Genomic DNA, 14,478 nt, shown 5'->3' with positions numbered 1-14,478 from the left:
CCCCGAGGGTGGTCAGCGCACGACCACCGCGCGCTCGCCCGCGGCCACGACCTCGCCCACCACCGGGTGCCCGGGAAGCTCGCCCACCACGAGGAGGCCGCCGGACGTCTGGGCGTCGGCGAGCAGCACCAGCTCGTCCTCGTCGACCGAGGCGTCGAGGTGGGGCCGCACCCAGTCGAGGTTGCGCCGGCTCCCGCCCGGGACGTACCCGTCGGCGAGCGAGGCGCGCGCCCCGTCGACGTAGGGCACGGCGGCCGCGTCGATGACGGCCGTGGTGCCGCTCGCGCGCATCATCTTCATCAGGTGGCCCAGCAGGCCGAAGCCGGTCACGTCGGTCGCCGCCCGCAGGCCGGCGTCGACGGCGGCCCGGCTGGCGTCGCGGTTGAGCTGCGTCATCACCGCGACGGCCTCCTCGAACCACTCGCCGGTCGACTTGTGCCGGTTGTTGAGCACGCCGAGGCCCAACGGCTTGGTCAGGGTCAGCGGCATGCCCGGCTGCGCCGCGTCGTTGCGCAGCAGCCGCTCGGGGTCGGCGAGACCGGTGACGGCGAGCCCGTACTTCGGCTCCGGGTCGTCGACGCTGTGCCCGCCGGCCAGGAACGCGCCCGCCTCGGTGCACGCGTCGTCACCGCCGCGCAGCACCTCCGCGGCCACGTCGAACGGGATCCGGTCGCGCGGCCAGCCGAGGAGGTTGACCGCGACCACGGGCGTGCCGCCCATCGCCCACACGTCGGACATCGCGTTGGTCGCGGCGATGCGGCCGAAGGCGTAGGGGTCGTCGACGACCGGGGTGAAGAAGTCGGCGGTCGCGATGATCGCGCGCCCGGTGCCGTCGGGAGCGGGGTCGATGCGCACGGCGGCCGCGTCGTCGCCGTGGTCGAGACCGACCAGCAGGTCGCCCGAGGCCCGGCCCCGGCCCAGCCCGCTGAGCACCCGCTCGAGCTCGCCGGGCGGGACCTTGCACGCACAGCCGCCGCCGGAGGCGTACTGGGTGAGGCGGATTGCCGGGTCGGACGTGCTCGCGCGCTGGGTCACCCGGCCAATCTAGGCACGGCCTGGTCAGGGCCGCGAGCACGTGCCCGGCGTGCGGACCGGGCGCGGCCGCGAGGACCGGACTAGGGTGGCGCGCGGAGGCGGTTCTCGTCTGGTGACGGACGCGGTCCTCAAAACCGTTGCGACCCAGCAGCTGGGTCGGGCGGGTTCGATTCCCGTCCGCCTCCGCCACACGTGAGCCGGGTCGTCGGACGAGGAGGGGCGGGTGCCGGATCCGCGGCGGGCCACGCCCCGCACCGACCAGGTGCTCGCCGACGAGCGCCTGGTCGTCGCCGCCGGGCGGCTGGGGCCCGGCCTGGTCAAGCAGGCGGTGGCCCGCGCGCAGGAGCAGTGCCGGGCGGGCGACGTCGCCCCCGAGGACGTCGCCGACGTCGCGGTGGCGTCGCTGCCCGAGTCGGCGTCGAGCCTGCGGCGGGTGCTCAACGCGACCGGGGTCGTCGTGCACACCAACCTCGGGCGCGCGCCGCTGTCGGAGGCGGCCGTCGAGGCGGTGCGCACCGCCGCCGGCGCCACCGACGTCGAGCTCGACCTCGCCACCGGGCGCCGCGGCCGCCGCGGACGCCGTGCGCTGGACGCCCTCGGCGCCGCCGTTCCCGACGCGGGCGGCGTGCACGTGGTCAACAACGGTGCGGCGGCCCTCGCCCTGGTCACCCGGGTGCTGGCGCGCGGCGACGACGGGCGCGACACCGTGGTGATCGCGCGCGGCGAGCTGGTCGAGATCGGCGACGGCTTCCGGATCCCCGAGCTGATGGAGTCGGTCGGAGCCCGGCTGCGCGAGGTCGGCACCACCAACCGCGTCCACCTGCGCGACTACACCTCGGCCGTGGACGACACGACCGCGTTCGTGCTCAAGGTGCACCCCTCCAACTTCGCGGTCACCGGGTTCGCCTCCTCGGTGCCGGCCCGCGAGCTCGCCGGGATCACCCACGCCGGACGCCGGGTCCCGCTCGTCGTCGACATCGGCTCGGGCCTGCTGGCGCACCACCCCCGGCTCCCCGACGAGCCCGACGCCGCCGGGGCGCTGCGCGCGGGCGCCGACCTCGTCACCGCGTCCGGCGACAAGCTCCTCGGCGGCCCGCAGGCCGGCCTGCTCCTCGGCGAGGCTGGCCTGGTCGAGCGGCTGCGGCGCGACCCGTTCGCCCGGGCCCTGCGCGTCGACAAGCTCACCCTGGCCGCGCTGGAGGCCACGCTCGCCGGTCCGCTGCCCCCCGTGCCGGCCGCCCTGGGCCGCTCGGCCGGCGACCTCCGGGCACGTGCGCAGGCGGTCGTCGCCGCCTGGCCCGCCGACGTGGTCGCCGCGCTCGATGCCGAGGTCGTCGACTCCGCCGGAGCCGTCGGCGGCGGCGGCGCGCCGGGCGTCGAGCTGCCGAGCGCGGCGATCTCGCTGCCCGAGCGCCTCGCGGCACCGCTGCGCGCCGGCGACCCGCCGGTGCTCGGCAGGACGGTGCGCGGGCGGCTGCTGCTCGACCTGCTCGCCCTCGACCCGGCCGACGACGCCACGCTCGCCGACGCCGTACGCCGCGTGGCGGGCGCGGACCGACCCTGATGCACGTCATCGCCACGGCGGGTCACGTCGACCACGGCAAGTCCACCCTGGTGCGCGCGCTCACCGGCACCGACCCCGACCGGCTCGCCGAGGAGCAGCGGCGCGGGCTCACCATCGAGCTCGGCTACGCGTGGACGGCGTGGCCCGGCGCGGGCGACGTCGCGTTCGTCGACGTCCCGGGGCACGAGCGGTTCCTCACCACCATGCTCGCCGGCGTCGGCCCGGTCCCGGCCGCGCTGCTGGTGGTGGCGGCCGACGACCCCTGGATGCCGCAGTCGGCCGAGCACCTCGCCGCCCTCGACGCCCTCGGCGTCGCCCACGGCGTCGTCGCGGTCACCCGCAGCGACCTGGCCGACCCCGCGCCGGCCATGGCCCGCGCCGCCGGGGAGGTCGGGCGCACCAGCCTGATCGGGGCGCCGGTCGTGGCGGTCAGCGGTCGCACCGGCAACGGCCTCGACGAGCTCCGTGCCGCGCTCGCGACGATGCTGGCGCGGCTGCCCGTCCCGGACCCGGCGGCCGACGTACGTCTCTGGGTGGACCGGCGGTTCACCGTGCGGGGCGCCGGCACCGTGGTCACCGGCACCCTGCCCGCCGGCACCGTGCGGGTGGGCGACACGCTGTCCCACGGCGAGCGCACGGTGCGAGTCCGCGGGGTGCAGGCCCTCGGCCGCGACGCCGAGGCGGTCAGCGGCACCGCCCGGGTGGCGCTCAACCTCACCGGCGACGTCGGCGGCATCGGGCGCGGGACCCCGCTGACCACCCCGGCGGCGTGGCACCACACCGAGGTGGTCGACGTACGGCTCCGGGGCGACGACCACGACGCGGGCCCGCCGCTCTCGCCGCAGCTGCACGTCGGGGCGGCCGACGTCGCCGTGCGCCACCGCCCGCTCGGCGACGCCGCCGACGGCATCGCCCGGCTGACGCTCGAGCGGCCGCTGCCGCTGCGCGTCGGCGACCGGATGGTGCTGCGCGACCCCGGACGCCGAGCGCTGTGGCGCGTGGACGTGCTCGACCCCGACCCGCCGCGGTTGCGCCGGCGCGGCGCATCGGCACGACGTGCGGCGCAGCTCGCCGGCGCCGACGGCACCCCGCAGCTCGCCGACGAGCTCGCCCGCCGCGGCCTGGCCCGCCGCGACCGGCTGCGGCGCATCGGCGTCGACCCCGCCGCCGGCGACCACCTCGAGGCCGGGCCGTGGCTGCTCAGCCGCGCGCTCGCCGCCACCCTCGCCCAACGGCTGCCCGGGCTCGTGGAGGAGCATGCCCGCGCCCATCCGCTCGACCCCGACGTGCCGCTCACCGTGCTGGCCGACCGACTCCGCCTGCCCGACCCGCAGCTCGTCGCCCCGCTCGTACGCCCGCCGCTGCAGGTCGTCGGCGGGCGGGTCCGCTCCCCCGGGTCGGGACTCCCGGCGGCGGTGGCCGCGGCCGTCGACGTCGTACGCGGCGAGCTCGCGACCGAGCCCTTCGCCGCCCCGACGGCCGACCGGCTGCGCGAGCTCGGCCTCGACGACCGCGCCCTGGGTGCGGCCGAGCGCGCCGGCCTGCTGTGGCGGGTGGCACCGGGCCTGGTGCTGCTGCCCGGGGCCGACCGCGACGCGGCCGCCCGGCTCGCGCGGCTCGAGCAGCCCTTCACCACCAGCGCTGCGCGCCAGGAGCTGGGCACGTCGCGGCGGGTGGTGCTCCCGCTGCTCGACCGGCTCGACCGGTCCGGGCTGACCCGCAGGCTCGCCGACGACCGGCGCCAGGTCGCCGTCCCCGGGGTCGAGGGATGAACCCGTCGTGCCGTCTCGCCGGTGTTGCGCCGGTCACACCCGGTCGACGCTGACGATAGGTTGGTGGCCATGGAGCATCCCTTCGGCATCGACTTCGGCGGCACCGGCATCAAGGGCGCCCCGGTCGACCTCGAGGTCGGCGACTTCGCCCACGACCGGGTGCGCATCGACACCCCGCGGCCGGCCACCCCGCAGGCGGTCGCGGCGGTCTTCGGGCAGATCATCGACAACTTCGACGTCTCCACGCGGCCCGTGGGCGTGACGGTGCCGGGCATCGTGCGCCGCGGCGTGGTCCACTCGGCCGCCAACATCGACAAGTCGTGGATCGGCCAGGACGCCGACGCGATCTTCACCGAGGCCCTCGGTCGCGAGGTGCACGTGGTCAACGACGCCGACGCCGCCGGGCTCGCCGAGTCGGAGTACGGCGCCGCGAAGGGCCGAAGCGGGCTGGTCATGGTCATCACGCTCGGCACCGGCATCGGCTCGGCCATGATCTGGGACGGTCAGCTCGTGCCCAACTCCGAGCTCGGCCACCTCGAGCTCGGCGGGGCCGTGGCCGAGTCGACGACCGCCACCAGCGCCCGCGAGCGCGAGGGGCTGAGCTGGGAGGAGTGGGGGAAGCGGCTCACCGCCTACTTCCGCCACGTCGAGCGGCTCTTCTCCCCCGACCTCTTCGTGATCGGCGGCGGCGTGAGCAAGTCGTGGGACAAGTTCGGCCACCTCATCGAGGTCGACACCGAGATGGTCCCGGCCACGCTGCAGAACCGCGCCGGCATCGTGGGCGCCGCGCTGGTCGCACACCGCCTCGCCGGCGTCGAGGACTGAACCGGGCCCGACCCGACCGCAGTCGGCTCAGGGCTCGAGCGCCCGCTCGAAGGCCTCCGTCGCGCCGCGCAGGTAGCGCTCGACGACCGCCTTCTCCTCGTCGGTGAACCGGGAGTCGTGCTCGTCGAGGGCGCGGAACATCGGCATCAGGTGCCCGATCACCTCCGTGCGCCCGGAGTCGGTGATGTGCAGCTCGGTGCGCCTGCGGTCGCCCTCGTGGGGGCGACGCTCGACGTGCCCGCGGGAGACCAGCCGGTCGACGATGCCCGTGGCCGCGGCGGTCGACACCTCGAGCCGGCGCGCGACCTCCGCGGGCCCGATCTGCTCGCGGCTGAGGTGGTCGAGCGCGACCAGCTCCGACTCGCTGAACCCGGCACGCCGCGACACGACGTGGTTGACCCGGCTGCCGACCGCGATCAGGTCGCGCAGGGCCATGAGGGTCGCGGGACGCGCGCTCTCGTTGCCCCGGCCGATCCAGCGCGGCGTCGTGGGGGGTGCCTCCGCGTCCGTCACCGAGTGTCGACCTCCCCGTCGTGTCCGTTGGCTTGCCTCTCCATGATACTACCTATAACTTGATAAGTAACCTGCTTAGCAACCATCTTTCCTAGACTTCTCGCCTGACGTCCCGTCCACACCTTGGAGACCCTCGTGACCTCCCACCGCCCTCCTGCCCTCGCGCGGGCGATCACCGGGCCCAGGCTCGCCTGGCTGTTCGCCCTCGTCCCGATCCTGATGGCGCTGGCCGCGATCGCCTTCGTCCCCGAGGGCGAGCGCGACACCACCCCCGTCGACCAGCTCCCCGTCGGGGCCGACAGCACCTACGCCGTCGAGCTCGAGGACCAGCTGCCCGACGACGAGGGCCAGGTGGCCATCGTGCTGTGGACCGCGGAGTCCGGCGAGCTCGACCGCGCCACGCAGGGCGAGCTGACCAAGCAGGCGGTGGCGCTGCTGTCGGAGGCCGGCGGTGGTGAGGACGCCCAAGGCGCGCCCGACGGTGCCCAGGGCGGCGGCCAGGGCGGCGGCCAGGGCGGCGGCCAGGGTGGTCCCGACGGGACCCAGGGCGGGACCGGCGGCGGACCGCCCGGCGGCGACGGCGAGCAGTCGCCCGTCGTGGTCGCCGAGGACGGCACCGCGGCGCTCCTCGCCCTGCCCGTGTCCGCGAGCTCCGCCACCGACAACATCGACAGCGTCGAGGAGCTGCGCGAGCAGCTGCGCGCGGACGCCCCCGACGGCGTCGAGGTCCAGGTCACCGGCCCCGCGGGCATCCAGGCCGACATCGGTCAGGTCTTCGACGGCGCCGACATCCGGCTCCTGGCCGCGACGGCGGGCGTCGTCGCGATCCTGCTGATCATCACCTACCGCAGCCCCGTGCTCTGGGTGATCCCGCTGACCGTGGTCGGCGTCGCCGACCGCTTCGCCGCGATCGCGTCCACCAACGTGCTCGAGGTGGCGGGCTTCGCGTGGGACGAGTCCACGGTCGGCATCCTCAGCGTGCTCGTCTTCGGAGCCGGCACCGACTACGCCCTGCTGCTGATATCTCGCTACCGCGACGAGCTCAAGACCACCGACTCACGCCACCTGGCGATGGCGCGCGCGCTCAGCCGGACGTTCGAGGCCGTGCTCTCGAGCGCCACCACGGTCGTGCTCGGCCTGCTGACGCTGCTGCTGTCGGCCGTCCCCACCACCCGCGGCCTCGGCCTCGCGTGTGCGGTCGGCGTCCTGATCGCGGCGACGTTCGCCTTGGTGGTGCTGCCGGCGGCGCTGGTGCTGTTCGGCCGGTGGGTGTTCTGGCCGCGCGTCCCGCACGTGGGCGACGAGGTGCTGGTCGACTCCCGCGGCTTCTGGTTCCGCGTGGGCCGGGCCGTCTCGCGGCGCCCGCGCACCTTCGTCGTCGCCACCATCGCGGGCCTCGCGGTGCTGGCCACCGGCACGGCGTCCATCACCACGGGTCTCGACCCGGCCGACCAGTTCCTGCAGCGACCCGAGGCGATCTCGGCCGCCGAGCGGCTCGGCGAGTCGTTCCCGGCGGGCACGAGCGACCCGGTCCAGGTCATCACCCGCGACGAGCCCGACAAGGTGCTCGCGGCCGTCGAGGAGGTCGATGGTGTCGACTCCGCGCGCATCACCAACGACGCCGACGGGATCGCCCGCATCGACGCCGTCCCCGACGCCGCACCGGGCAGCGACGACACCCGCGACATCGTGCTCACGCTGCGCGACACGGTGGCCGACTTCGACGACACCTACGTGGGCGGCGGCGACGCCGAGGCCATCGACGCCAGCGACTACGCCGCGAGCGACCGGCTGCTCATCCTGCCGCTGATCCTGCTGCTGGTGCTGGGCGCGCTGCTCCTGCTGCTGCGCTCGATCGTGGCCCCGCTGCTGCTCGTCGCCACCGTCGTCGCGACCTACGCGGCCAGCATGGGTGCCTCGTGGTGGCTCTTCCGGACGGTGTTCGACTTCGACGCGATGGACACCGGGGTGCCACTCCTGGCGTTCCTGTTCCTCGTCGCGCTGGGCGTCGACTACAACATCTTCCTCGTCACCCGGGCCCGGGAGGAGGCGCGCGAGCACGGCACCCGCACCGGGATGCTGCGCGCGCTGACGGCCACCGGCGGCGTGATCACCAGCGCGGGCATCCTGCTCGCCGCGGTCTTCGCGGTGCTCGGCGTGCTGCCGCTGGTCGTGCTCGCCCAGCTCGGCGCGATCATCTGCGTCGGCGTGCTGCTCGACACCCTGGTCGTCCGCACCGTGCTGGTGCCCGCCCTCGCCCTCACCCTGGGCGACAAGTTCTGGTGGCCCCGCAAGGTGACCGCCTGACCGGGCGCTCTTCCGGCTCGCTCCGTGTCGGAGTCCCCGCTCGAGCGGGTCGTCGGAGTCCCCGCTCGAGCGGGGACTCCGACACCTGGAGGCCGTTGCAACCCCCACGAAGTGTCGGACTCCCCCACCAAGAGGGCGGTTATGTCACGCGCCGCCACCACGCGCCCGCTCCCGGCCCCGCTCCCGGCCCCCGCGCCCGGCCCCCCGCTCCCGGCCCCGCGCCCGGCGCCCCCGCCCCGCGCCCCGCGCCCGGCGCCCCCGCCCGGCGCGTACGACGCCGCAGCGTACGCCGCCCGGGCTCAGGCCTCGCGGCCGCTGATCGCCGAGGCGACGCGCTTGGTGACGTCGGGGTGGAAGACGCTCGGGATGATGAACGCCGCGTGCAGCTCCTCGGCGCTGACGGTGTCGGCGATGGCCTGGGCCGCGCGGAGCAGCATGTCGGTGGTGACCTCGTCGGCGCCGGCGTCGAGGAGGCCGCGGAAGACGCCGGGGAAGGCCAGCACGTTGTTGATCTGGTTGGGGTAGTCGGAGCGGCCGGACGCCACGACGGCGGCGTAGCGGTCGGCCTCGGCCGGGTCGACCTCCGGGTCGGGGTTGGCCAGCGCGAAGACCACCGGCTTGGGCGCCATCGTCGGGATCCACTCCGGGTCGAGGATGCCCGGGGCGGAGACGCCGATGAAGACGTCGGCGTCGACGAGGACCTCGCGCAGCGACCCGCGGGCGCGACGGGGGTTGGTCGCCGCGGCCAGCTCGGCGTGGGACGCGGACAGCGACTCGTCGCCGGCGGCGAGCGCACCCGCGCGGTCGACCACGACCACGTCGCGCGCGCCGGCGGCGAGCAGCAGGGTCACGATGGCGGTGCCCGCGGCCCCGCCGCCGGACACCACGATCCGCACGTCGGCGAGCTCCTTGTCCACGCAGCGCAGCGCGTTGGTCAGCGCGGCGAGGACGACGATCGCGGTGCCGTGCTGGTCGTCGTGGAACACCGGGATGTCGAGCGACTCCCGCAGCCGGGCCTCGATCTCGAAGCAGCGCGGCGCCGCGATGTCCTCGAGGTTGATGCCGCCGAAGCCGGGGGCGATCATCTCGACGGCCCGCACGATCTCGTCGGTGTCCTGGCTGGCCAGGCAGATCGGCCAGGCGTCGATGTCGGCGAAGCGCTTGAACAGCGCGGCCTTGCCCTCCATCACCGGCATCGCCGCACCGGGGCCGATGTTGCCGAGGCCGAGGACGGCGGAGCCGTCGGTGACCACCGCGACCGAGTTGCCCTTGATGGTCAGCTTGCGGACGTCCTCGGGGTTGTCGTGGATCGCCATCGACACCCGCCCCACTCCGGGCGTGTAGGCCATCGAGAGGTCGTCGCGGGTGCGCAGCGGCACCTTGGACTCGACGGAGATCTTGCCGCCGAGGTGCAGCAGGAAGGTGCGGTCGCTGACCTTGTGGACCCGCACGCCCTCCACCTCGGCCACCGCGGCGACGACCTCCTGGGAGTGCGTCGCGTCGGAGGCCGAGCAGGTCACGTCGACGGTGAGGCGGTCGTGGCGCGACTCCGCGACGTCGATCGCGGTGACCACCCCGCCGTTGCGGGCGATCGTGGTGGCGACGGAGCCGACGACACTGTGGTCGGCTGCGGTGTACAACCGCATGGTGATCGAGTACGACGACGCGGTTGCTGCCATGCCCAGACCCTCCCGCCCCGGCGGGGTTACCGGCAAGTCGGCGGCGTCCTGGGCTCGCCACGTGGACACCCGCGCGGTCCCGGGGGGTTTGGCCGCTCCGGCGCCGGGGAGGCCCTATAGTCGCCGCGACGGCGCGGGAGACCGGGGGGTGCGCATGGCCGAGGGGGCCACGGGTGTCGATGGTGCCGACCGGGCCATCGCGAGCCGGCTCGGGTTCGTGTCGCGACCCGTCCGCGGGCTGGTCAACGCGCCGCACCTGCTGGTCCTGGTCGTCCTCGGGATCTGGGTGGCCTGCTCGCTGGTCTACGCCCTGCTCGAGGGCAAGGGGCCGATCGAGGGTCTCTGGTGGGGCATCGTGACCGGCTCGACCGTCGGCTACGGCGACTTCTATCCCGCGTCCACCGCCGGGCGCGCCGTCGGGGCGGTCCTCATCGTCTCGATGCTCGTCCTGGTGCCCATCGCCATCGGCCACGTGATCGCCAACCTCGTCTTCGACAAGGAGTCGCTCGCCGTGGCGACGGTGCTCGAGGACGTCCACGAGCGGATCGACCGGCTCGAGCACCTCACCCTCGCCTCGCTCGAGGCGCAGCACGGCCGCGAGTGGCTCGAGCAGCGGCTCGCCGAGCACGAGGCCGCCGACGCGGCCACCACCGACGTCGCCGAGCAGATGCTTGCGATGTTCACCGACAAGAACGACGTCCAGGACCCGCCCGGAGGCCTCCGATGACCACGCCCGCGCGCCGCATGCGCTCGACCAGCATCTCGCTCGGCATCACCGCGCTGATGGCGAGCACGCTGACCGGGTGCTCCTCGAGCGCCGACTACGCCGCGGTGTGCGTCGACCCCGACACCAAGGAGCGCGTCGCCGACGACCAGTGCGACGACGACTCCGACTACAACGGCGGCGGCTCCGGCTTCTTCTGGTACTACCTCGGCGCCAGCTCGCGGATCCCGGCGGTCGGCCAGACGACGACGGGCGGCACCTTCAGCGGCAGCTCGCTCAACGGCACGGTGCAGCGCGGCGGCCTGCCGACCACCGGCGGCTCCAGCGTCAAGTCCGCCACCACAAAGGGCGGCTTCGGCGGCAGCTCCCGCGGCTTCGGCTGAGCCGAGCCCCCATCACCCACCCACCGTCCACCGCCCCGACAGCCCGACAGCCCCGCTCCCAGGAGACACCCGTGACCGACCTGATCGACGCCCTGCTCCACGCCGTCGCGTACGCCCTCGTGGGCGGCGCGATGCTCGTCGCGGCCTACTACGTCCTCGACCTGGCGACCCCGGGCCACCTCGGGACCCACCTGCGCGGGGTCGACGAGAACGGCAACGAGTCGGTGCACGCCCACTCCAAGGGCGCCGGCCTGGTCACCTCCGCGTGGCTGGTGTCCAACGCGGCGGTGCTGTTCACCGCGATCTGGACCAACGGGGAGACCTCGCTCGGTTGGGCCCTGGCCTGGACCGTGTGCTTCGGGGTGGTCGGCATCGCCCTCAACACGCTGATGTTCTTCGCCGTCGAGGCGATCACGCCGGGCGACCTGCGCTCCATCGTCACCGCCCCGGGGCCGGTCCGCCCGCTGGCCCACGTCGCCGCCGCCGTCGCCCTCTCCGTCGGCGCCATCGTGTGCGCCAGCATCGCCTGAGCGGCGGGGCACGCACCGATGTGGCGACACCGGTCGCGGGCGCGTGAGGGCTGGCGCGACACCGTCGTGGAGCAGGGCCTGGTCTTCCCGACCACGAAGATGCCCGACGGCTCCGAGCTGCCCTACTGGAACGAGGACGCCTGGTACGAGGTGACGATGGAGGAGGTGGAGGCCCTCGAGGCGGCCACCGAGGAGCTGTGGGCGATGTGCCTGCAGGCCGTCACCCACATGGCCACGACGATGACCGACGAGCGGCTCGGCCTGCCGCCCGGCTCGCTGGGCGTCGTACGCCGCTCGATCGAGGCCGGCGACCCCGCCCTCTACGCCCGCTTCGACCTGGCCTACGGCGCGGACGGCTCGATCAAGATGCTCGAGATCAACGGCGACACCCCGACCGGCCTCGTCGAGACCGGGATCATCCAGTGGAACTGGATGGAGGACGTGATGCCGGAGATGGACCAGTGGAACTCCGTCCACGACCGCCTCGTCGCCGGCTGGCGCACCCTGCGGCGCTCGGGACACTTCGACGGCGACCGGATGCACTTCCTCTACGACCTCGGCGAGGAGGACTCCTACGACGGCGGCGAGATGGAGATGACGGTCCACTACCTGATGGACACCGCCGTCCAGGCCGGCTGGATGACGATGGCGCACCCGATGGCGGAGGTCGGCTGGAACCCCGAGACCCGCGACTACCGCGACGTGCACGACGAGCCGCTGCGCAACGCCTTCAAGCTCTACGCCTGGGAGGAGATGCTGGCCGAGCCGTTCGGCCGCCACGTCGTCGAGCAGGCCGAGGCGCGGCCCACGCGATGGATCGAGCCGGCCTGGAAGGTGCTGCTCAGCACCAAGGCGCTGCTGCCGGTGCTCTGGGAGCTGTTCCCCCGCCACCGGCTGCTGCTGCCGGCCTACTTCGACGAGCCGCGCGACCTCCAGCGTTGGGTCGCCAAGCCGCTGCACGGGCGCGAGGGCGACAACATCCGCGTCCACCTCGACGACATGCTGGAGGACGTCGTGATGCCCGGCGGCTACGGCGCCGAGGGCTGGGTCTACCAGGCCTACACCGAGCTGCCGAGCTTCGAGGGCAACCGCGTGGTGCTCGGGTCGTGGATCGTCGACGGCGAGGCCGCGGGGATGCTCGTGCGGGAGTCGGACGACCTGGTCACCGACTACTACTCCCGCGTGGCGCCCCACGTGATCAGCGACGGCCTCGCGCCGTCGGAGGAGCAGGTGGCGCAGTGGCTGGCCGAGCGCGTCGGGCCGGACGCGCCCACGCCGGCCTGAGCCGCCGGGTCAGCGCACGACCGAGTCGGTGATCGTGCGGCTCGCGCCGAGGAAGAAGATGCCCGGCAGGGTCTCGAAGCCGTCGCTGGGGTTGTCGGTGAGCCGCGAGCCGCGGACGGTCAACGTGCCGGTGCGGTCGTTGGAGACGAAGAAGATCGCCCCGCCTCCCTCGCGGGCCCGGTTGCCGCTGATCGTCGAGTCGTCCACCGTGAGGTGGATGTCGTTGCCGTCGAGGTAGACCGCCCCGCCCGACCCGCCGCCGGGCGTGCCCGGCCGCGCCGGGTTGGCGCCCCGGCCGACCGCCCGGTTGCCGGTGAACGTCGAGCGGCTGATCCGCCACGAGACGCCGATGCTGCTCAGCGCCGAGCCGTTGCTGCAGCGTCCGCCGGTGAAGGTGGAGCGGCGTACGACGACCGGGCGGTCGCGGTGCTGGTCGAGCACGCGCACCGCGGCGCCGCCGACGTCGGGACCGGTGCGGTCGCAGCGGTTGTCGGCGAAGGTCGAGTCGACGATCCGCAGCCGGCCGCCGCGCACGAAGATCGCGCCGCCGCCCCCGCCGTCGGTCGACTCCCCAACGCTGCTGCCGCGGACCAGGCTCATTCGCTTCACCACCAGCCGAGGCTCGGCCTGGTCGTTGCAGTGCGAGGTCGTCCAGACCTGCGCCCGGTCGCAGGTGTTCATATAGAGGATCCGCCGCTGGCCCGCACCGCTCAGGGTGACCAGGCCGCCGCCGTCGAGGACGACGCGGGCCGAGGTGTTGACCACCTTGGCCGTGCGAGTCATCTCGATCGTCACCGGCGCCGGACCGCAGTCGAACGTGATCACGCCGCCCTTCGCGACCGCGCGGACCACGGCGCGCGAGGTGCACGACGCCGGCGTGCCCGTGCCGACGACCACGTCGGCGCGCGCCGCTGCCCGCGTCGTGGGGGCGTCCGCCGTGGCCGGGGGTGCCGGCACCACCACTGCGGCGAGCACCGCCGCGGCGACGCCGGCGCGCCTCACGACGCCTGCCCGGGCGCGTCCTGCAGGGCCTTCTCGATGTCGCCGGCGAGCTTCTCGGGCTCGGTCTGCGGGGCGAAGCGGTCGATCACGTGGCCGTCGCGGCCGACGAGGAACTTGGTGAAGTTCCACTTGATCTTGCTGCCGAGCAGGCCGCCCTTGGAGGCCTTGAGCCAGTCGAAGAGCGGGTGCGCGTCGTCGCCGTTGACGTCGACCTTGGCGAACATGGGGAACGTGACGCCGTAGTTGCGCTCGCAGAAGTCGGAGATCTCCGCCTCGTCGCCGGGCTCCTGGTGGCCGAACTGGTCGCAGGGGAAGCCCAGCACGACCAGGCCCTGGTCGGCGTAGGTGTCCTGCAGCTCCTGCAGGCCCTGGTACTGCCCGGTCAGCCCGCACTGGGAGGCGGTGTTGACGACCAGCACCACCTTGCCGTCGTACTGGCCGAGATCGGTGTCGGTGCCGTCGATGGCGGTGGCCGAGAAGTCGGAGAGAGTGGTCATGGCCCGAGTGTGCCAGCGGTGCCGGCACGACCGCTCCCCTCAGGTGTCGAGGGCGTCGAGCTCCACCAGCGCCGACTCCCACCGCTCACGGCGCTCGGCGTCGGTCTGCTCCCACCACGGGGTGCCGCGCTCGCCGAGGCCGACCTTGGCCAGCCGGGTACGCCGTCGCGTCGCCGCGAGCTCGTCGTCCCCGCGGGCCGAGCGGACGCCCGCGCGTCCCCTGCCGAGGTGGGAGGTCAGGCGTTCGCGCTCGGCCGCCGGGATCGCGGGATCCGTGCGCCGCCACCGCCGGCCGTCGACGACCAGCCACTTCTCCGCATCGGTCGGGGAGTCGGTCGGCTCGGCCACGTGGCCAGTCTGCCC

Annotated in this window: 14 protein-coding genes and 1 tRNA gene; 9 read left to right on the top strand and 6 right to left on the bottom strand. The window is 74.4% G+C overall.

The window, feature by feature from the left end; translation table 11 throughout:
* Nucleotides 1–12: 12 nt before the first annotated feature.
* Nucleotides 13–1,035 (bottom strand): selenide, water dikinase SelD, encoded by a 1,023-nt coding sequence (gene selD / locus JX575_RS00300; RefSeq protein WP_186339733.1) that lies wholly within the window; start codon nucleotides 1,033–1,035, stop codon nucleotides 13–15.
* Nucleotides 1,036–1,129: 94 nt separating this feature from the next.
* Between selD and JX575_RS00295 the strand changes: the two genes are divergently transcribed.
* From JX575_RS00295 to ppgK, 4 genes are all read left to right on the top strand, one after another.
* Nucleotides 1,130–1,224 (top strand) — tRNA-Sec (locus tag JX575_RS00295).
* Between the two features lie 34 nt (nucleotides 1,225–1,258).
* Complete coding sequence (gene selA / locus JX575_RS00290; RefSeq protein WP_186339732.1) at nucleotides 1,259–2,599, top strand: L-seryl-tRNA(Sec) selenium transferase; 1,341 nt, start codon at nucleotides 1,259–1,261, stop codon at nucleotides 2,597–2,599.
* Nucleotides 2,599–4,371: a selenocysteine-specific translation elongation factor gene (selB, locus tag JX575_RS00285; RefSeq protein WP_186339731.1), complete on the top strand. Its 1,773-nt coding sequence runs from the start codon at nucleotides 2,599–2,601 to the stop codon at nucleotides 4,369–4,371. Before selA ends, selB begins: the two co-directional genes overlap by 1 nt.
* A gap of 69 nt (nucleotides 4,372–4,440) precedes the next feature.
* Nucleotides 4,441–5,196, top strand: a complete 756-nt coding sequence (ppgK, locus tag JX575_RS00280; RefSeq protein WP_186339730.1) for a polyphosphate--glucose phosphotransferase — start codon at nucleotides 4,441–4,443, stop codon at nucleotides 5,194–5,196.
* A gap of 27 nt (nucleotides 5,197–5,223) precedes the next feature.
* On the opposite strand, the gene JX575_RS00275 is transcribed toward ppgK, so the two are convergent.
* Complete coding sequence (locus JX575_RS00275) at nucleotides 5,224–5,709, bottom strand: MarR family transcriptional regulator (protein ID WP_241005272.1); 486 nt, start codon at nucleotides 5,707–5,709, stop codon at nucleotides 5,224–5,226.
* A gap of 135 nt (nucleotides 5,710–5,844) precedes the next feature.
* On the opposite strand from JX575_RS00275, the gene JX575_RS00270 reads away from it, so the two are divergent.
* Entirely contained in the window at nucleotides 5,845–8,016 is a 2,172-nt protein-coding gene (locus JX575_RS00270; RefSeq protein ID WP_241005271.1) for an MMPL family transporter, read from the top strand.
* Between the two features lie 299 nt (nucleotides 8,017–8,315).
* Here JX575_RS00270 and JX575_RS00265 read toward each other — a convergent pair whose 3' ends face one another.
* Complete coding sequence (locus JX575_RS00265) at nucleotides 8,316–9,695, bottom strand: NAD-dependent malic enzyme (RefSeq protein WP_186339729.1); 1,380 nt, start codon at nucleotides 9,693–9,695, stop codon at nucleotides 8,316–8,318.
* Nucleotides 9,696–9,849: 154 nt separating this feature from the next.
* On the opposite strand from JX575_RS00265, the gene JX575_RS00260 reads away from it, so the two are divergent.
* From JX575_RS00260 to JX575_RS00245, 4 genes are all read left to right on the top strand, one after another.
* Nucleotides 9,850–10,422 carry a potassium channel family protein gene (locus tag JX575_RS00260; protein ID WP_206054464.1) on the top strand — a complete coding sequence of 191 codons (573 nt, stop codon included), beginning with the start codon at nucleotides 9,850–9,852 and terminating at the stop codon, nucleotides 10,420–10,422.
* On the top strand, nucleotides 10,419–10,802 hold the full coding sequence (locus tag JX575_RS00255; RefSeq protein WP_186339728.1) for a hypothetical protein: 384 nt from the start codon (nucleotides 10,419–10,421) through the stop codon (nucleotides 10,800–10,802). Before JX575_RS00260 ends, JX575_RS00255 begins: the two co-directional genes overlap by 4 nt.
* 71 nt (nucleotides 10,803–10,873) lie before the next feature.
* Nucleotides 10,874–11,332, top strand: a complete 459-nt coding sequence (locus JX575_RS00250) for a DUF350 domain-containing protein (protein WP_186339727.1) — start codon at nucleotides 10,874–10,876, stop codon at nucleotides 11,330–11,332.
* A gap of 18 nt (nucleotides 11,333–11,350) precedes the next feature.
* The gene (locus JX575_RS00245) at nucleotides 11,351–12,616 is read left to right on the top strand and encodes a glutathionylspermidine synthase family protein (protein ID WP_186339726.1); all 1,266 of its coding nucleotides are present in this window, start codon (nucleotides 11,351–11,353) and stop codon (nucleotides 12,614–12,616) included.
* Between the two features lie 9 nt (nucleotides 12,617–12,625).
* On the opposite strand, the gene JX575_RS00240 is transcribed toward JX575_RS00245, so the two are convergent.
* From JX575_RS00240 to JX575_RS00230, 3 genes are read right to left on the bottom strand one after another with little or no spacing between them, the layout of a single operon-like run.
* Nucleotides 12,626–13,618 (bottom strand): right-handed parallel beta-helix repeat-containing protein, encoded by a 993-nt coding sequence (locus tag JX575_RS00240; RefSeq protein WP_186339725.1) that lies wholly within the window; start codon nucleotides 13,616–13,618, stop codon nucleotides 12,626–12,628.
* The gene (locus JX575_RS00235; RefSeq protein ID WP_186339724.1) at nucleotides 13,615–14,115 is read right to left on the bottom strand and encodes a glutathione peroxidase; all 501 of its coding nucleotides are present in this window, start codon (nucleotides 14,113–14,115) and stop codon (nucleotides 13,615–13,617) included. Before JX575_RS00235 ends, JX575_RS00240 begins: the two co-directional genes overlap by 4 nt.
* 39 nt (nucleotides 14,116–14,154) lie before the next feature.
* Nucleotides 14,155–14,463: a biopolymer transporter Tol gene (locus JX575_RS00230; RefSeq protein WP_186339723.1), complete on the bottom strand. Its 309-nt coding sequence runs from the start codon at nucleotides 14,461–14,463 to the stop codon at nucleotides 14,155–14,157.
* Nucleotides 14,464–14,478: the final 15 nt, after the last annotated feature.

This window comes from Nocardioides sp. zg-1228 (assembly GCF_017086465.1).
In the GTDB taxonomy this organism is placed as follows: domain Bacteria; phylum Actinomycetota; class Actinomycetes; order Propionibacteriales; family Nocardioidaceae; genus Nocardioides.
Note: the sequence above shows the minus strand (reverse complement) of the source record. Positions and strands in the feature narration are given on the sequence as shown.

Coding starts and splice junctions, on each gene's coding strand:
- selB (WP_186339731.1), top strand. CDS start 2,599: ATGCACGTCATCGCCACGGCGGGTCACGTCGACCACGGCAAGTCCACC.
- ppgK (WP_186339730.1), top strand. CDS start 4,441: ATGGAGCATCCCTTCGGCATCGACTTCGGCGGCACCGGCATCAAGGGC.
- JX575_RS00265 (WP_186339729.1), bottom strand. CDS start 9,695: ATGGCAGCAACCGCGTCGTCGTACTCGATCACCATGCGGTTGTACACC.
- JX575_RS00260 (WP_206054464.1), top strand. CDS start 9,850: ATGGCCGAGGGGGCCACGGGTGTCGATGGTGCCGACCGGGCCATCGCG.
- JX575_RS00255 (WP_186339728.1), top strand. CDS start 10,419: ATGACCACGCCCGCGCGCCGCATGCGCTCGACCAGCATCTCGCTCGGC.
- JX575_RS00245 (WP_186339726.1), top strand. CDS start 11,351: ATGTGGCGACACCGGTCGCGGGCGCGTGAGGGCTGGCGCGACACCGTC.
- JX575_RS00235 (WP_186339724.1), bottom strand. CDS start 14,115: ATGACCACTCTCTCCGACTTCTCGGCCACCGCCATCGACGGCACCGAC.